General features: G+C 70.9%; 15 protein-coding genes. 8 read left to right on the top strand and 7 right to left on the bottom strand.

Annotated features, from left to right (window positions below; genetic code table 11):
• Positions 1 to 120: 120 nt before the first annotated feature.
• Positions 121 to 1,107: a DUF1702 family protein gene (locus OG764_RS40555; RefSeq protein WP_328973859.1), complete on the bottom strand. Its 987-nt coding sequence runs from the start codon at positions 1,105 to 1,107 to the stop codon at positions 121 to 123.
• A 153-nt stretch (positions 1,108 to 1,260) separates the two neighbouring features.
• The gene (locus tag OG764_RS40560) at positions 1,261 to 1,704 is read right to left on the bottom strand and encodes a winged helix-turn-helix transcriptional regulator (protein WP_328973860.1); all 444 of its coding nucleotides are present in this window, start codon (positions 1,702 to 1,704) and stop codon (positions 1,261 to 1,263) included.
• Between the two features lie 142 nt (positions 1,705 to 1,846).
• On the opposite strand from OG764_RS40560, the gene OG764_RS40565 reads away from it, so the two are divergent.
• Together OG764_RS40565 and OG764_RS40570 are read left to right on the top strand one after the other, a co-directional pair.
• Positions 1,847 to 2,404 (top strand): hypothetical protein, encoded by a 558-nt coding sequence (locus tag OG764_RS40565; RefSeq protein ID WP_328973861.1) that lies wholly within the window; start codon positions 1,847 to 1,849, stop codon positions 2,402 to 2,404.
• Positions 2,401 to 2,859 (top strand): hypothetical protein, encoded by a 459-nt coding sequence (locus tag OG764_RS40570; RefSeq protein ID WP_328973862.1) that lies wholly within the window; start codon positions 2,401 to 2,403, stop codon positions 2,857 to 2,859. Before OG764_RS40565 ends, OG764_RS40570 begins: the two co-directional genes overlap by 4 nt.
• Before the next feature lie 491 nt (positions 2,860 to 3,350).
• Here OG764_RS40570 and OG764_RS40575 read toward each other — a convergent pair whose 3' ends face one another.
• Positions 3,351 to 4,547 (bottom strand): IS701 family transposase, encoded by a 1,197-nt coding sequence (locus OG764_RS40575; protein WP_328973863.1) that lies wholly within the window; start codon positions 4,545 to 4,547, stop codon positions 3,351 to 3,353.
• A 207-nt stretch (positions 4,548 to 4,754) separates the two neighbouring features.
• Between OG764_RS40575 and OG764_RS40580 the strand changes: the two genes are divergently transcribed.
• Positions 4,755 to 5,483 (top strand): ScbR family autoregulator-binding transcription factor, encoded by a 729-nt coding sequence (locus OG764_RS40580; RefSeq protein WP_328973864.1) that lies wholly within the window; start codon positions 4,755 to 4,757, stop codon positions 5,481 to 5,483.
• A 273-nt stretch (positions 5,484 to 5,756) separates the two neighbouring features.
• Here OG764_RS40580 and OG764_RS40585 read toward each other — a convergent pair whose 3' ends face one another.
• A complete protein-coding gene (locus OG764_RS40585; protein ID WP_328973865.1) occupies positions 5,757 to 6,527 on the bottom strand; it encodes an SDR family NAD(P)-dependent oxidoreductase in 771 nt (256 codons plus the stop codon).
• A 201-nt stretch (positions 6,528 to 6,728) separates the two neighbouring features.
• On the bottom strand, positions 6,729 to 7,364 hold the full coding sequence (locus OG764_RS40590; RefSeq protein WP_328973866.1) for a ScbR family autoregulator-binding transcription factor: 636 nt from the start codon (positions 7,362 to 7,364) through the stop codon (positions 6,729 to 6,731).
• A 109-nt stretch (positions 7,365 to 7,473) separates the two neighbouring features.
• Here OG764_RS40590 and OG764_RS40595 point away from each other — a divergent pair, with 109 nt between their 5' ends.
• The 5 genes from OG764_RS40595 (at position 7,474) to tpg (ending at position 14,499) form a co-directional block, all read left to right on the top strand.
• Entirely contained in the window at positions 7,474 to 8,481 is a 1,008-nt protein-coding gene (locus OG764_RS40595; RefSeq protein ID WP_328973867.1) for a ScbA/BarX family gamma-butyrolactone biosynthesis protein, read from the top strand.
• A gap of 669 nt (positions 8,482 to 9,150) precedes the next feature.
• Positions 9,151 to 10,383: a ParA family protein gene (locus OG764_RS40600; protein ID WP_328973868.1), complete on the top strand. Its 1,233-nt coding sequence runs from the start codon at positions 9,151 to 9,153 to the stop codon at positions 10,381 to 10,383.
• Complete coding sequence (locus OG764_RS40605) at positions 10,380 to 11,291, top strand: ParB/RepB/Spo0J family partition protein (protein WP_328973869.1); 912 nt, start codon at positions 10,380 to 10,382, stop codon at positions 11,289 to 11,291. The genes OG764_RS40600 and OG764_RS40605 overlap by 4 nt, the downstream gene beginning before the upstream one ends.
• A gap of 124 nt (positions 11,292 to 11,415) precedes the next feature.
• Positions 11,416 to 13,935 (top strand): telomere-associated protein Tap, encoded by a 2,520-nt coding sequence (gene tap, locus OG764_RS40610; protein ID WP_328973870.1) that lies wholly within the window; start codon positions 11,416 to 11,418, stop codon positions 13,933 to 13,935.
• 9 nt (positions 13,936 to 13,944) lie between these two features.
• The gene (tpg, locus tag OG764_RS40615) at positions 13,945 to 14,499 is read left to right on the top strand and encodes a telomere-protecting terminal protein Tpg (protein WP_328973871.1); all 555 of its coding nucleotides are present in this window, start codon (positions 13,945 to 13,947) and stop codon (positions 14,497 to 14,499) included.
• 131 nt (positions 14,500 to 14,630) lie between these two features.
• On the opposite strand, the gene OG764_RS40620 is transcribed toward tpg, so the two are convergent.
• On the bottom strand, positions 14,631 to 15,104 hold the full coding sequence (locus OG764_RS40620; protein WP_328973872.1) for a MarR family transcriptional regulator: 474 nt from the start codon (positions 15,102 to 15,104) through the stop codon (positions 14,631 to 14,633).
• On the bottom strand, positions 15,101 to 15,859 hold the full coding sequence (locus OG764_RS40625) for a hypothetical protein (RefSeq protein WP_328973873.1): 759 nt from the start codon (positions 15,857 to 15,859) through the stop codon (positions 15,101 to 15,103). Before OG764_RS40625 ends, OG764_RS40620 begins: the two co-directional genes overlap by 4 nt.
• Between the last annotated feature and the right edge of the window lie 1,739 nt (positions 15,860 to 17,598).

Raw genomic sequence — 17,598 nt, forward strand, 5'->3', positions numbered from 1 at the left:
CGCCTGGAATTTCCCTTACTGAACCGTGCTGAACCGTGCTGAACTTTGCTGAACCGTGCTGAATTACCTGAAATTTGAATCTAGCGATCAGCCCTGCCGGAGCGTCTACTCCAGAAATGCTCAAACGGCATTCACGAGAAGCTGTTCGCGCACTGCGGTGCGCCAGATCTCGTAGGTCGGAACCGGGCCTTTCGCGGCCAGATCGGGAGTGCTGTCGTCGGCGAGCGCGGCGGCCTTCTCGACGGTCAGCCCGGCGAGGGCGTGCACCGCGGTACGGGTGTGCTCGGGGACGGTCCGCGAGAAGTGCCGGGCCTTGGCCGCGAACACGGAGCCCTGGCCCAGGTGCCCGCGGTGCTCGCCGCTGGCGGCGTACAGCGCGGCGAGGTCCTCGGGGGTGGAGCAGCCCGCGAAGGTGGCCGCCAGCCCGACGCCGGCCCACAGGTCGGAGTGCCGGTCGGAGGCGAACCTGCGCACGGCGGCGGTCACGTTCTCTACGTGCGCGCCGTTGATGAACCACAGCGCGCGCCCGACACCCTGGTCGAACGCGCGCTGGAAGTACTCGGGGTGCCCGTCCCAGGGGTACGGGGTGTCCAGCCGCTGTTCGTCGATCCAGCGGCGGGTGTCGAAGTAGGCCCGGTCGAAGCCGTAGCCGTCGACGGCCAGCCAGCTCATCGGCGGGTAGAACTCGTCGCCGTGCAGCTCGGGCATGATCTTCTTCCACAGCGGGCGCGGCAGCTTGGCCATGGCGAAGCCGATGCCGATGTAGTTGAGGAAGATGTGCCGGCGCCCGTTGGCGCCCTCCATCAGCTCCTGGGTGCGCGGCCCCCGGCCGGGACCCATCAGGTCCCGGATGGTGGCGGCCATCGTCGCGCCCTCGTACGCGAACCCCTGGAGCTCGGGGTCGACGAGGGCGAGCCGGCGCTCGGTCTCCCACAGGTTGCGGGACTCGATGCCCCACTCGAAACCGGTGACCACCGCCTGCGGGATGCTCTCCAGCTGCGCGGTGGCGGCCGTCGGTACGACGGGGAAACCCCGTCCGGCGAAGCTGACCTCACTCAGTGAGGGAGCCATGAGCAGCTTGCGCAGAGCTCCTGTAGCCGTTGCCACTGTGCCTCCTCCAGGGGCCACCGGGGGTGGTGGCAGGAGGCCTCATCGTCTTAAGCCGCTATAGCACGCGTCATCTTCGGGAATGCGTAACTCGGCTTGTAGATCAGCCGATTAAGCGGGTCCCGCAGCCACTTTCGGCGCGACTTGAGGAAGTCAGCGAATACGCCGAACCGCTACTTCTTCCCCGACGACGTCTCGCTCACACTTCGCGCAGTCCAGCCGGACGTGGACGTGGCCGTCGCAGCCGATGTGTTCGGCCCGCCGCGGCGGCCCCTCCTCCAGCGGCAGGTTGCGGTCGCCCCACTGCATGAGGGCGATCACGGCGGTGGCCAGGTCCCGCCCCATGGGCGTCAGCGGGTACTCGTGCCGCACGGGCTTGTCCTGGTAGGGCACCTTCTCCATGATGCCGAGCTCCACGAGGCGGCCGAGCCGGGCGGTGAGCACGTTGCGTGCGATCGGGAACTGCCCCATGAAGCCGTCGAACCGCTTCACGCCCAGCAGCGCGGAGCGGACGATCAGCAGACTCCAGCGCTCGCCGATCACTTCCAGGGACCTGGCGAGATTGCAGTCCTGGCCTTCATAGGTTCTCTTCAGCATGCCGCCAAGGTAACTGCTGAGTTGCGTGAAAGGACCCTCTGATTGCCGGTCGAGTTCAAGTCCGCAATCCCAAAGAAGACCCGCGCCCGTAACCACTGCTGAGATAGCGTCCGGATCCGGATCCGGAGCATGGAGGCCTCTGATGGCGACAGGAACGCAGGCAACCCCCGTCAAGAGCAGTGTCATGGACACGCTCAACAGCAAGTACCACAAGGTAGGCCTGCGGGTCTTCCTCGTCCTCGTGCTCGCGCACTGGGCGGAGCACCTGACCCAGGCCATCCAGATCTACGTGCTGGGCTGGTCGCTGCCCGAGGCGCGCGGCGTGCTCGGCGTGCCGTTCCCGTGGCTGGTCAAGTCCGAGTGGATGCACTACGGCTACGCGCTGCTGATGCTCGTCGGCTTCATCATGTTCCGCCGCGGCTTCACCGGCGCCTCGCGCACCTGGTGGAACACCACCCTGGGCATCCAGATCTGGCACCACTTCGAGCACCTGCTGCTCCTGTGCCAGGCCCTGGCCGGCGCGTTCATCGCGGGCAAGGCCGTCCCGACCAGCGTCCTGCAGCTCGTCTTCCCGCGCGTGGAACTGCACCTCTTCTACAACGCGCTGGTCACCATCCCGATGATCGTCGCCATGGTGCTGCACACCCGCGCCCGCGCGGACAACGCCTCGGCCCGCTGCGACTGCGCCCTCACCGCATGACCGCCGCCCGCCGCCCCTCGGGGTTCGCGGGCTCCCTGCTCCTGGCACTGGCCTGCCTCCTGCTGTACGTGGCCCTGCCCAACCTCGGCAACGTGGCGCGGGCGGCGACGGCCGACGGGGTGGCGGGCTCGTTCACGGCAGGGCGGCTCAGCTGCATATCCCACCCGGGCCACGAGACCTGCGAGTGGTCGGGCACGTTCCGCTCCACCGACGGCACCGTGCTCCGCGAGGGCATCACGCTCTACGGCAGCAGCCGCGAGTCCCTGGCCATCGGCCGCGCCGCCCCCGCGGTGGACGTGGGCAACCCCGGCCGCGTCTACCGGCCCGGCGGCTCGTACGAATGGATCTTCACCGTGGCGCTCCTCCTCGCGGGCTACGGCCTCCTGGCCTACCTGGCCCGCCGCCACCTCCTGCCGCCACGGCCCCCCGCCCGCGCCGCACTTCCAGCGACGTAAGCACCCCCTCCGAACGGCCCGCTCTCCCGACACCCCCGCCGGGAGACCGGGCCGTCCCCATCCCCACCCGACACCCCCATCCCCACCGACGTTCCACTCCACCCCCGCCGGCGTTCGAGGCGGGGCTCGGCCCAAGCGGGCCACATCCAGCCCCGCCGGCGTTTGAGGCGCGGGTGCGGGCAGAGCCCACTCCAGCCCCGCCGGCGTTTGAGGCGCGGGGTCTGGGGCGGAGCCCCAGCAGGGCGACCCGGCCGGCGCCGACCACCCGCTCCGCCCGGAACGCGGAACGCCCCGCCCCTCCGTCGCGGGGGATGAAGACGGAGGGGCGGGGCGGATCGGCCGGGAGGCCGGCCGGGGGGACCGACTGCCGGGCCGAGCACGGGGGGCAGACCGCCGAAAGAGCGGCCGGGCCGTTCAGGGGGCAGGACCGTGCGGGGAGGCAACGCCCTGCGGATCAGCCCGTACGGGTCGTACGGGTCGGACCGTACGGGTCAGGCCGTACGGATGGCCGCCATGGCGGACTCACCCGGCAGCTCCAGCCGGCTGTACGCGTACGCGACGGACACCAGCGTCATGTGGTGGTGCCAGCCCGGGTAAGAGCGGCCCTCGAAGTCGAGCAGCCCGAAGTCCTGCTCCAGCGTCTGCACCGTCGCGCCCGCACGCCGCTGCAACTGCGCCAGCGCGACGAGCTCCTCGGTACGCCGGTGGACCATGTTCGTCAGCCACATCCGGCTGGAGCGGCGCCCCGCGTACTGCCGGACCGCGAACAGCCGGTACGTGTGGTGGGGCGTCTGGCGGCCGGTGCGCGCCTCCGGCAGCCGCACCAGGCCGGTCATCACGGACGCCCGCCCGGGACGGCCCTCGCGGCTCGCGCCGATGGAGTCCATCCGCAGGTGGCTGCCGGTCTTCAGCTCGAAGAAGCGCTGCGCCTCGACCGCGGCCGGCAGGTCGCCCCCGTACGGCTGGTGGGCCACCAGGTGGCTGCCCGGCACGACCGGGGTCCGCCCCGACACGGCGACGACGAAGTCCCGGCCCCGCGCGCTGAGTCCCCGTACCAGCGAGGCCGCCCCCGCGTGGTAGCTGAGGTCCGCGACGATCGGCGGGGTGCTCAGGTGGGTGCCCGCGCCCATGCTGTCCACGAGGTCCAGGGCATGCTGCTCGATGGCCCGGTGCGCGACCCCGTCGGGGACCCGGGCGCGGGAGCGCCGCGCCTCGTCGGTGGCCCAGCTGCCCGGCAGCAGCAGCCCCCAGTCCGTCGGGACGGCGTCCGTCCCGTTGGTCAGGAAGGCGCCCACGCCGACCTGGCAGTTCACCGAGCGGCCGGTCTCCGGCACGAAGCGGCGGTGCACTCCGCAGGAGTGGTCGCCGCGCTTGCGCAGGACCGCCGCCTCCAGCACCCAGGCCTTGGGCGCCAGCCGCCGCTCCACCCAGCGCATCAGCTCGGTGCGGGCCGGCGCCCACTCCCAGGGGCTGGCGTTGACGAACTGGTGCATGGACTGCGAGGCGGTCGGGGAGTCCGAGACCGTCGCCGCGATCCGCCGGACCGACTTCTTTCCCTCGGTCGTCAGCAGACCCTGCAGGTACGCCTGGGCCCAGTGCCGCTGATCAGCGCGCGGCAGGTGCCCGAAGATCTGCTCGGTGATCACTGAAACCGGCACTCGAGCACGGGTCAGGTCGTTCGCTGCCATGGCACGTTCCCCTTCTCCATCGACCGTCCAGGCGAACACGGAATTAGCATAGCGATCGTTCTCTTTTTTTCCAGCCGTCGGCAGCACGGGGTTCCCGCCGCGCACGACACGCCGCGACTTCGGCATGTCGGGGGCACTTCGGCAACTCTGCGTTGCCTTTGACGCAACCCCCCGCGCACGCTGGGACGAATCGCACCCGGAGTGATCATGGTGAAACAGGAAAGGGCAGCGAGGAGCCGCAATTCCCTCGTACAGGCCGCCGCGGAACAATTCGACCGCGACGGCTACGCAGGCGCGTCGCTGTCCCGGATCTGCAAGGCGGCCGGCATCTCCAGCGGCGGGCTGACCTTCCACTTCTCGTCGAAGGAAGACCTCGCGCGCGCGGTCGAGGAGGTCGGCCACGGCGTGGTCCGCGCGACCGTCGAACGCCTCTGCGCCGGGAGCGCGCCGCCGCTGCAGCGGCTGGTCGGGCTCACCCTGGAGCTGATGCGGCAGGTCGAGGAACAGCCCGCGGTACGGGCCCTGGTCCGCCTGGAACGCGAACGCCCGGGCGCCCCGCAGTGGGCCGCGCTCTGGTACCCGGCCGCCCAGGAACTCGTACAACAGGCCGCGGACGAAGGTCAGTTGCGGCCGAGCGCCCGACCGGAGGCGGTGGCGTCGCTGGCCGTGCACCTGGTGACGGGAGCGGAGATCCTGGCCCGCCGCCAACGCGACGCGGGCGCCGCGGCCCAGCCCCCCGAAAGCAGCGCCGCCCTCCTGGAACGCATCTGGAAACTGGTCCTGGCCGGGCTAGTCCCCCCCGACTCCCCCGACCCCCTCCCATCCCCCCACACCCACACCACGAAGCCGTCCCCCCCGAACGCCAACACCCCCCGCACGACCCCCGCCCCCATCCGCCGCCCGGTCCCCGTCCGAGGCCCGTACAACAGAGGCTGACACCGACCACACCCCCACCCAGCCCCACCGGCGCTCGAGGCGCACCCCCAGCCCCGCCAACGCTTGAGGGCGCGCCCCCAGCCCGCCAACGCTTGCGGCGCCATCCAGCCTCGCCGGCGTTTGAGGCGCGGGGTCCGGGGCGGAGCCCCGAGAACGCCGCCACCCCCAGCCCCGCCGACGCGCGAGGCGCACCCCCAGCCCCGCCGGCGTTTGAGGCGCGGGGCCCGGGGCGGAGCCCCGGAAAAACCGACCCGCAGGGTCCGAACAGCCGCGCTACGCCGCCGTCCAGCCCCCATCCACCGCCACAGGAACCCCGGTGACGAACGACGCCCGGTCACTCAACAACCAGGCCGCCGCCTCCGCCACCTCCACCGGCCGAGCCATCCGCCCCTGCACCGACCGAGTCGTGAACGCCTCCTCCAGGGCCGGCGTCCCCGCGAGGATCTCCTCCATCAGTTCGGTCCGCGTACTGCCCACCACCAGCGAGTTCACCCGTATCCCCCGCTGCCCGTACTCCTGCGCTGCCGCCCGCGTCAGCCCGATCACCGCGTGCTTCGCGGCGATGTACGGCGCGGTCGCCCCGGTCGCCAGCACCCCGGCCACGCTCGCCGTGTTCACGATGGCGCCGCCCCTGCCGCTCTCCAGCATCACGGCGATCTGCCGCTTCATGCAGTGCCACACGCCCCGCAGGTTGACGTCGACGACCTTCTCGAAGATCTCGTCCTCGGTCTGGTGGATGGGGGTGCCCGCGGTGGCCCAGCCGGCGTTGTTGAAGGCGCCGTCGAGCCGTCCGTACAGCTCCAGCGCGCACGCCACCACCCGCGACACGTCCTCGGGCCGGGTGACGTCACCGGCCACCGCGGCGGCCCGGCCGCCGCTGTCGGCGATCTCCTTGGCCAGCGCGTCGAGCAGGTCCTCGCGGCGGGCCGTCATCACGACCGCGGCCCCCTCCGCGGCGAACAGCCGGGCGGCCGCCGCGCCGATGCCACTCGACGCGCCCGTCACCATGACGACCTTGTTCTCCAGCAATCTTGATGCGGTCATGTCAGGCCGTCCTTCAACTGTGCGCAACCCGGGGGTGGTTGAAGATGTAATCGCGCAGATCTGATGCATTGTGAGCGCGGCGTGGCCGAGTATGACCGACAAGCGCGCCGAGGGAAACCGTCATCGGCGCGCCGCACCGCAATCGCGGTGCCCCCACCCACCTGGCGCGAGCCCCTTCACCCCTACCGGACCGCCCTCGGCTCACTTGGTGAGCGCGGCAGCCCTCCGCACGCTCACCTTGACGTTCTTGCGGCCGTAATCGTTCGTGATCGACGGAATGAGCAGCTCCCACATGTTCACCGTGCGCCGCGGCAGGTCCCGCCGGCGCGCGACCAGGTCCGAGTACAACTGCATGCCCGTGCACGCCCCGACCACGAATTCCGCGACCTTGCGGCCGTCCACGAAATCCCTCAGCTCCCCGCGGTCACGCGCGTCGTGCAGGCAGTCCTCCATGATCTGGCGCCACTCGTCGTACGACTCGGGATCGTGCAGCCCGAAGCCCGTCTGCTCCACCGCGAGCCGCACCGCCGCCCGCAGGATCTTGTCCACCTGGAGCTGGTGCGACCACACCAGCGTGATGTCCACCAGGCGCTGCAACCCCTCGGAGGTGAGTTTCGGCATGATGGTCTCGGGCTGGGAATTCATCACCGCGATGGCGAGCGCTTCCTTGTTCGGGAAATGGAAGTACACCGCCCCGAGCGTCACCCCCGCCCTTTTCATGATCTCGCGCATGCTCGCGCCGTGGTAACCGCACTCGTCGAACACCTCGGCTGCCGCGAAGATGATCGCCTGCCGTGTCTTCACGGCCCGTTCCTGCTTCAGCCGGCTCTCTGCCACCGCTGCACCTTCTCTCGACAAACAAAGCGAACGCACTTTATTTTACTGACCGGGCCACCGACCGAACAGGTCACTCGCGGCCCTCCTTGCGCACGCCAAAGGGGATGGCATGCCCGTATCGACCGAAAGCCCCGCACCAGCGCACACCGCACTGACCGCCACCGTCGCCAAGGAGTACGTGCACCGCGCGGCTCTGGCCGACGTCTTCCTGACCGGATGGTCCGCCAAAGGTCCCGACGCCTTCCTCATCGAGGCGCAATGGCCCCGCTACCACGGCTTCTACGCCTCCGAGCCCGGCCTGTACGACCCGCTCCTGCTCTGCGAGACCGTCCGCCAGACGCTTCCGCTCCTCACCCACACGGCCTACGGAGTGCCCTTCGGCCACCACCTGAGCTGGTCCCGCTTCCAGTACGCGCTCAACCCGCGGGCCATGCGCATCGAGCGCACCCCCGCGGAGCTGCAGATCCACGTGACCTGCACCGACATCAAGTACCGGCGCGGCCTGCCGGTCGGCCTGACCATGCACTACGAGGTGATGCGCGGCGACCTCCTGCTCGCCGTCGCCAGCACCGCCTTCAACTGCCACACCCCGGCCCTCTACCAGCGGCTCCGCGTCGGCCGCGGCAACGTGAGCCAGATGTTCTGGAACGTACCCGAGCCCGCGCCGCCGTTATCCAAGGAGCTCTGCCGCCGCGACCGGATGCAGGACGTCGTCCTGTCCCCGACCGGCGAAGCCGACCGCTGGCAGCTGCGCGTCGACACCTCGCACCCGGTGCTCTTCGACCACCCCGTGGACCACGTGCCCGGCATGCTGCTCCTCGAAGCAGCCCGGCAGGCCGCCTTCGCCTGCACCCCCGCCACCGCCGCCTACGCCGACCCCTCCGCCGGCGCCGCCGGCAGCTCGGCCACACCTGCTCAGGGACCCTGCTGGCCGGTCTCGATGGACGTCGGCTTCCGCCGCTACGTCGAGTTCGACAGCCCCTGCTGGATCACCGCGGAAGCCACCCGCCCGCAGACCGCGGGCCACGACCGGGGCCTGCGCGTCACCGCGGTCCAGGGCGACGACCCCACTCCCGCCTTCACGGCGACCGTGGCCCTCGCCCGCCGGCTGCCCTGAGCCACCGCTCCCCCGTCTGCCTCCCCCCGGCCGCCGGCCGTGCCCGTGCCCCGCACGGCCGGCCCGCCGGAACCGGCCTCCCCACGCGCCCCAAACCCCGACGGCGCCGGACGCGTCCCCACGGCCGCCGACATGCCGCCGCCGGGCCGGGCCTACGCCCCGTCAACGACCCGTCCAGGCCCCACCCGCACCAGAACTCGAACACCGGTACGCCTACGACCCGTACACACATTGCGGTATTCGGTACGCCCAATTCGGAGGCCGGTTCCGCCCCTCCGAGCCCTGCGATCGACCTGTCTCACCCCGGCCACCCTCACACCGGCCACCTCACCACCGCCTGGGCTTGACCCCCGCCGGGCAGCCCGCCCCGAAACGATCATTAACGCCGTTAACGCCCCCGCCCCCACCGCGTTAACGGCGTTAACGCCGTTAACGCCCCGCCCCTCCCCACCCCGGCCACCGCTCCCGCCCCGGCCGCCCCCGGCCACCCCGGCGCCGCCGTCGGCGTTAACGGCGTTAACGGTCCGCGCCCCCGGACCACCCCGGCAGCCCGGCCGGGCCCCCGGCGTTAACGCCGTTAACGCCGTTGACGGTCCGAACGCAGCCAACCGTTAGTAATTTTCCGTGTTGATGCAATCTCTGGCGGCGAACGTTAGTAAAGTCCCCCTCATGACTTCGTCCCCGTCCCAGGGCGACCGCGAGAAGGTCGTCTCCAAGCTGCCCCCATGGCTGCGCCAGGAGTTGAAGGTCCGCACCGCACAACTGCGCGTGGACATCCAAGATGCCGTCCACCAGGGCATCAGCGACTGGAACTCCCTCGCCTCGACCCCCTCCCCCGTGACCACGTCCGGTGCCGAGTCCTTCTCCACCTGGCTGCCCGCCGGCCAATGGGACGAGTTCCGCACCCACGCCCGGGACCGCGGAGTCTCCCTCATCCAGGGCCTCGCCCAGTCCATCCAGCTGTGGCTGGAGAAGAACCCGGCCCCGACCGTCCAGCGCCCCTCCGTGGTCCGCCGCATCGTCGTGTGCAACCAGAAGGGCGGCGTCGGCAAGACCGCCATCACCGCCGGCACCGCGGAAGCCCTCGCCGAGGACCCCGCGAGCCTGTACCCCGTACGCATCGCCCGCCAGCTCGCCCTCCTCACCGAGGACGACCCGGCCGTCGACCGCGAGGACCTCCCCGGCCTCGGCATGCGCGTCCTGCTCGTCGACTTCGACCCGCAGGGCCACCTCACCAAGCAGCTCGGCCAGCAGCCCGCCCCCATCGGCGGCGACAGCCTGACCCGCCACATGGCCGGTGAGAACCAGGGCCCGCTCCAGGACCTCATCGTCCCCATCCCCGACCCGCGCTTCGGCGACCGGCTGCACCTCCTGCCGTCGTGCACCGACGCGTTCCTCCTCGACGTCCGGCTCTCCACGGTCCGGGCCCGCGAGGCCGCCCTCGAACGCGCCCTCGCCCCCGTCGAGTCGGACTACGACGTCATCCTCGTCGACTGCCCGCCGAGCCTGGGCCTGTCCATGGACGCGGCGATCTACTACGGCCGCCGCCGCCCCGCCGAGGAGCCCGGCGCCTCCGGTGCCCTGATCGTCGTCCAGGCCGAGGACTCCTCCGCCGACGCGTACGACCTGCTCACCTCCCAGATCAACGACCTGCGCGACGACCTCAGCCTCGACATCGACTACCTGGGCCTGGTCGTCAATCTGTACGACGGCCGGCGCGGCTACATCGCGACCTCCTCGCTGCAGGCCTGGATGGACATAAAGGATCCGCGGGTCGTGGCCGTCGTCCCCGACCTCAAGGAGCAGCGCGAGGCGGTCCGCCTCAAGCAGCCGTTGTTCGTCTACGCGCCCAAGGGCGACCAGGCCGTCGTACTGCGCGCCCTCGCACGGGAGATCTCATGAGCAAGGCAGACCGGCTCGGCGTCTCGGCCTCCTTCGCCCGCGCCCAGCCGGTGGGCGTCAGCCCCCGGCGCGCGGCCATCGCGGAGGCCACCGGCGCGCCCACCTCCGGTGTGGTCCCGCCCTCCGAGGTGCCCATCGAGGCCCTCACGCACAACCCGTTCAACCTCCGCGAGGAACTCACCGAGATCGAGGAGATGGCCGAGTCCCTCAAGGTCCGCGGTCAGCTCCAGCCGCTCGCGGTCGCCACCCGGATGGCCTTCATGGAGGCCCACCCCGGACAGATCGAGGGCCTGGGCCGGGCCCCGTACGTGGTCATCGACGGCAACCGCCGCCTGGCGGCCGCCCGCCTCGCGGGCCTGAAGTCCATGCACATCCACGTGAACGACGCCCTCGCCACCAGCGCCGCGGACATCCTGGAATCGGCCCTCATCGCCAACATCCACCGCGTGGACGTCGCCCCGATGGACCAGGCCCGCGCCCTCCAGGAACTCGTCGACGTCCACGGCTCCCAGGCCGCCGTCGCCAAGCGCCTCGGCAAGACCCCCGCCTGGGTCTCCCAGCGGCTCACCCTCCTCAACCTGACCCCGGCCCTTCAGGAGCAGGTGGAGAGCGGCGAGCTCAAGGTGGAGCCGGCCCGCCGGATCGGCCGGCTGCCCCAGGAGGCCCAGGAGGCCGCCGTCGAGGAGACCGTCAAGGCGGTCAATCCCCCGCGCCAGCGCACCAGCCCCACCACCGCGGGCGTTAACGGCGTTAACGCCGTTAACGGTCCGGCCGCCCCCGCGGCCGCCCGCCGACGGATCGTCATCACCGGTGCCACCGCCCCGGAGATCGCGGACCAACTCGCCTCCCAGCTCTCCCCGGCGGACCTCGCGGCCGTCACCGAGATCCTGGCGACCCGCCCCTCCTGAGCCCCGGAACAGGACCCGATTCCGCACGTGGGTCGTTAACGGCGTTAACGCCGTTAACGACCCACGTGCGTTTCACGTGCGGTCCATGGTGCGATCCAAGCTAGGCTGCACCTCAGGAGGTGCCATGTCCCGCAACCAGTCCCACCAGCAGCCCGACGCCCAGGCCTCACTCTTCGCGGCGGTCGACGCCCTGCTCGAAGAAGCCGCCGCGCAGGACGCCCTGCCCCACCCGGACGAGCGCAAGCGCCTCCGCGAAGCCGCCGGCCTCAGCCAGGACCAAGTCGCCAAGGCACTCTCGGTACGCCGCGAGACGGTGACCGGCTGGGAGACCGGCCGCACCGACCCCCGCCCGCCCAAGCGCGCCGCGTACAGCCGCCTCCTCGACGGCCTCGCCGCCCTCCACCCCCCGGAGCCCGCCGCCCCCGCGCCGAGCCCCGAACGCCCGACCCTCCAGCCGGCACCCGCCCCGGCACCCGACTCGACCATTAACGCCGTTAACACCGAAGCTCCCACCGAGCCCCCGGCCCCGGCTCCCCAGCCGATCGTTAACGCCGTTAACACCCCCACCCCGGCACCCACCACGGCCGCCGCCCCGAAGTCGATCATTAACGCCGTTAACGCCCCGGCCCCCGAGCCGGCTCCCGCCCCGGCCGCGGAACCCGCTCCGCAGCCGCAGCCGCAGCCGATCATTAACGCCGTTAACACCGAGGCTCCCACCGAGCCCTCGGCTCAGTCGCCGGCTCAGGCCCCGCACCCCGAGTCGATCATTAACGCCGTTAACGCCGCCCCCACGGCAGCCCCGACCGTTAACGGCGTTAACGCCCCCACCGAGCCGCCCTCCCCCACCCACTCCCCCCAGCCCACCCGCAGGACCCCGGCCCCGGCCCGAGCAGCCACCACCCCGTCCTCCGGAGCCACCCCGTCCTCCGGAGCCACCCCGCCCCGCTACGCCAACGGCCCCCTCGCCGTACTCACCACCACCGGCGCCACCCCCCACGGCAAGCCGGCCCCCCTCACCGCCTACGCAGCCCGCGGCCTCGTCCTCGACTGCCCCGCCCGGGACCTGCCCTCCCTCGTCACCTGGGCCCTCTCCCCCGAGACCGCCCTCGGCGCCCCCCGCCTCCACCGCTACGGCAAGGACTCCGACCCGCTCCTCGTCCTCACCGCCGAAGCCGTCGAGGCCCTCGGGCTGCCCCTCACCCTCGAAGACCGCCGCGGCCTGCGCCTGCCCGACAACCACCCCGTCGTCAAAGGCCTCACCCGCGCCAAATGGCAGCTGACCCGCCGCGGCTTCGGCCCCTGGGCCCGCATCTACCGGCCGGCCACCGCCGCCGCCGGCCGCCAGTGCGTCCAGCTCGCCGTCCTCCCCTGGGACGCGCTCGACCCGAGGTCCTGGGGCGAGGACACCGGCACCCTCCCGGCCCCCGAACTCGCCGAGCTCCTCGGCTCCTACGCCGACCGCGTCCTCACCCCCCGCGGATCCACCGCCGTATCCGGCCTCGAACTCATGACGGCCTTGCGCCCCCCGACCCGCGCCGTCAAGGACGAGTCCACCGGCACCTGGGTCTCCGCCCCCGTACCCGGCTCCCTGACCCGCCCCGTCGACCCCGCACCCCCCGAGGCCCCCGACGAGCACCCGGTCGTCGCCTCCCTCTATCCCCGCCACCACCTGCGCACCCCGGACCAGATGCTCGACGAGGAGGCGTACGACTGGATCCGCGATCCCGAACTCCTCACCGACGCCGAATGCGCCCGCACCCACGCCGTCGGCATCGACGTGAACATGGCCTTCGCCGCCGCCGCGAACCGCCTCCTCGTCGGACTCGGCCCCGCCACCCACGTCACCTCACCGGAGTTCGACCCCAAGCTCCCCGGCAGCTGGCTCGCCGACCTGTCCGGCATCGCGCTCGACCCGCGCCTGCCCAGCCCCTTCACCCCCGACGGAAGCCGCCCCGCCGGCCCCGCCTGGTACGCGACGCCCACCCTCGCCTACGCCCGCGAGCTCGGCCACGACGTCCGCCCCCTCCAGGCCTGGATCCGCCGCGACAACGGCCCCTACCTCGACGCCTGGTACTCCCGGCTCCGCGACGCGTACGTGGCCACCATGGCCGGACTCGGCGTCACCACGGGCCTCACCGACGCCGAGTTCCTGGCCGCGATGGAGACCCACAAGCGGCACGACCCGGCGCAGACCGCCGTGCTCTCCGCCATCAAGGCCACCGTCAAGGGCGGCATCGGCAAGCTCCGCGAACGCCCCCAGGGCACCGGCTACCAGCCGGGCGAAGCCTGGCCCGCCCTGGAACGCCCCACCTGGCGCCCCGACATCCGCGCCGCCGTCATCTCCACGGCCCGTGTGAACATGCACCGCAAGATGAACAAACTGGCGACCGCCGCAGACCTGTACCCCATCGCCGTCCTCTCCGACTGCGCGGTGTACCTCTCCGACGGACCCAGCCCCCTCGACTTCCTCCCCCGCACCCCCGACGGCAAGCCCGTCCCCGGCGGCTTCCGCCTCGGAGTCAGCCCCGGCATGGTCAAGCACGAAGGCACCCAGCCCCTGCTGTGGGCCGTCGGCCTGCTCGACGAACGCCACAACCCCGCACGCCACATCAAGGGCCACGACGCAGCGGCCGACGGAGAGTAACGACCCCCCATGTCCGACATCAACGACAGCCTCACCCGCGCCGACGAGCAGAACTTCACCCGCCCCGTTCCCAAGTCGGCGGGCGCCCAGATGCGCTTCCTCGTCAAGCAGCTCAAGTCCACCCGCGAAGCGGCCCGCGTGCTCGGCATCTCCCAGCGCACCGTCGAGCGCTACGTGAAGGACCAGATCAAGCAGCCCAAGCCCGCCCTGGCCGCCCGCCTGGAAAGCGAAGTACGCCGCCGCTGGCAGCCCCTGGTCCGCAAGCGCGCCCGCGACAAGGCGGCCAAGACCGCCGGTCTGGTCATCGAGACCCGCGCCCGCTTCGGCTTTACCGCGGCCCCCGGCACCACCGACGACGGCCGGGTGCGCCGCATCACCCAGCACCTGCCCGCCGCCTACGCGTCCCGGCTCTTCGCGGCCCAGGAGGCCGGCGCCGGCGAACAGCAGCTGCGGCAGATCGCGGCCGAAGGACTCCAGGAGGTCTACTTCAAGGACCACGGGGCCCGCGCCTCGGGCCTACTGGTCGAGTTCACCGACATCGACTACGTCGAATTCGACTTCTGACCAGGCCCGACACACCCCAACCGGGCCCCTGGGCGGCTTTCTGAGCCCCGGACAGCTCCCCAGGGTCCCCTGGGGAGATCAAGGGGGCCCGGGGGCGCTCAGGCGCCCCCACAGCCCCTCCAGTGCCCGTCCTAGCCGACGGCGTGCAGCGTCCGGCGCCGCTTGGACTCCGCGGCCTTCTTCGCCGCCGCCTGCGCCGCCCGCTTCTTGCGCTGTTCGGCCAGCTGGTCCTGATACGCCGCCACCGCCTCGTGGTAGCTGGCGACATAGCCCCGCGCGTCCAGACGCTCGTCGGCGGGCATCTCGTTCACCGCGGCCACCGCGTCCTCGAACGAGTTGTACCCGGCCAGCATCGGATTGATCTGGTAGACGCCGTTGCGCACCTTCCGCACCAGCTTCGCCAGCTCCAGGCTCCGCAGCGCGGCGTTCACGCTGGGCCGGCTCAACTCCAGCAGCCCGCCGATCGTGGCCTGGTCGATGAGGATCCTGCCACCGGGCTCGCTCAGAGAACGCAGCTTCAGCAGCACGCGGTACGCCGCCGGCGGAAGGTCCAGGTCAGAGAGAAGCCCGTCGGCGTTGACCGCAGCGAATCGCAAGGAGCTCACTGAGCTGTCCCTTCTTCCTTGCGCTGCGCCCGGCTCAGCCGCCGCGCAGCGCGCTCTTTAGCGCGTTCGGCCCGGAGTTCTGCGATGGCCTGTCGCATATGGTCCAACGACGGGAAGCGCACCAGGTCCGGCAGACTCGTATCGCTGCGAATCTGCGAGATGGTGCCGTGCTGCTCCACCTTCACGAACTCACCCGTAGTCTCCGTACCCGGGATGAACTCTGCTACCCGGTAACTGTAGGGCGGGTTGAACTGGTACACACCCCGCCGCACCTTGAAGACGATGCCGTGGGACATGATGGTGTGCAGCGCCTCGGACGTCTTCGTCCGGCTCACGTCGAGGATGGTAGCCATCTCCTCCTGAGTAAGCGGAATCCGCCCCCCCGCCCGCTGGCACGCGATCAGCAGCAGGATGAGCCGCAACGGCAGCGCTTCCCGGAAGTACTGGGCGATCACGAGGAAGAACTCGAGGCTGTCCATGGAGAACGCGTTGGGCTGGGCCTGCGTCCCGTAGAACTCCAGCGGCTTGCGCTCGCCGTCCAGCGTCAGCTTCCGGCTCGGGTACCGCCGCGCCAGGCTGTCCAGGTCCCTGACCGGAGCCAGCGGCTGGCTCCACGCCGAGATCGCGTCATCAACGGGAAGATCAGGACGCGGCACGCGTGCCGGGCTCGGCCGGCGGTGCTGTGGCTCGGATGACACGAGGCTGCTCTCCACTTCGTTGATCTGCAGAGAGCAGTATGTCAACGAGGGTGACATACATGTCACCCTCGTTGACGTTCAGCGTGTCTTGTGTCCCCCCAGGAGGGACACATCTCGGCCAAGCCCCTTCCAGCCCCCCTCCCCCGGCCCCCACGCCAACGCCACCCCCCACACCCCCAGTTCGGGGGCATATCCCAAGGCAAACGTCAGCCTCCCCGACGTTTTAGCCCAAATTCCGTCAGTCTCGCTGACGTTTTGCCGCCGATCTGTCCCCCCACCAGCGACACATCGCACCGGTTATGTCCCTCCTAGGGGGACATAACTTTCCCCCCGAACCCCCTCTGACCTGCGCAAACGCATCTCCGTACCCTCTATAGACCGCCCGGTGGTCAGCTCTCCGTCCAAAACCCCGTCCCCAACGCCTCCGGAACACCAGATTCCTGACACTCCGCCACCACTCCCCCGTCACCTCAGCCATCCGGACACCCTGTCCACTTAGATGACCAGGTTGACTTGATCCTGTTTCTATCCGCGCCCCACTTTGAAGCACCCTGAACAAACCCTTGAGCCTGGCTCTTCCAACCCTCTAGCAACGGCCCACCAGCCCTTCAGAGGCAGCGTTAACGCCGTTAATGATCCACTTCTCACCCACCCTTCTCCCTCAAAGAGCAAAACCCAACCACTCAACTCAAACCCCCCTAAAACAAAACAGCCTTGACCCCCAAAACCACAGCCCTCAAGCCAGCCCCCAGCTCCACATCCAGCACTCAAGCCACACCCCAGCCGCCAGCCCAACCCCCAAACCCAGCCCCCACCCGAACCCCCCAAACCCCCACCCCCAAAAAACCCGCCCACCCCTCCCCCAACCCAACCGAATTCAGGCCAGCCCAAAAGCTTGCTCCCGAACGCAGCAACTCCGGAGCGAAGCGGAGCTAGTCCGCAGCGAAGCGGAGGAGCACGGGCCGAAGGCCCGCCATGGGCGCGAAGTGCCCCCCAACGCAGCAAGGGCGTCTCGGCTCTGGAGCGAAGCGGAGGAGTCCCGGCTGGAGGCCGGCTTTGGGGTGCGGAGCACCCCCGCCCGAGCGCAGCGAGGGCGTTCTGACTCCGGAGCGAAGCGGAGGAATACGGGCCGAAGGCCCGTCTTGGGCCGCGAAGCGGCCCCCCGAGCGGAGCGAGGGCCTCTTGACTCTGGAGCGAAGCGGAGGAGCACGGGCCGAAGGCCCGTCATGGGGCGCGAAGCGGCCCCCCGAGCGGAGCGAGGGCCTCTTGACTCTGAAGCGAAGCGGAGGAGCACGGGCCGAAGGCCCGTCTTGGGCCGCGAAGCGGCCCCCCGAGCGGAGCGAGGGCCTCTTGACTCTGGAGCGAAGCGGAGGAGCACGGGCCGAAGGCCCGTCTTGGGCCGCGAAGCGGCCCCCCGAGCGGAGCGAGGGCCTCTTGACTCTGGAGCGAAGCGGAGGAGCACGGGCCGAAGGCCCGTCATGGGGCGCAAAGCGGCCCCCCGAGCGGAGCGAGGGCCTCTTGACTCTGAAGCGAAGCGGAGGAGCACGGGCCGAAGGCCCGTCTTGGGCCGCGAAGCGGCCCCCCGAGCGGAGCGAGGGCCTCTTGACTCTGGAGCGAAGCGGAGGAGCACGGGCCGAAGGCCCGTCTTGGGCCGCGAAGCGGCCCCCCGAGCGGAGCGAGGGCCTCTTGACTCTGGAGCGAAGCGGAGGAGCACGGGCCGAAGGCCCGTCATGGGGCGCAAAGCGCCCCCCGAGCGCAGCGAGGGGGGTCTCTCCCAAGCGCGCAGCGCTTAGGAT

It is taken from the genome of Streptomyces sp. NBC_00239 (assembly GCF_036194065.1).
Lineage (GTDB): Bacteria > Actinomycetota > Actinomycetes > Streptomycetales > Streptomycetaceae > Streptomyces.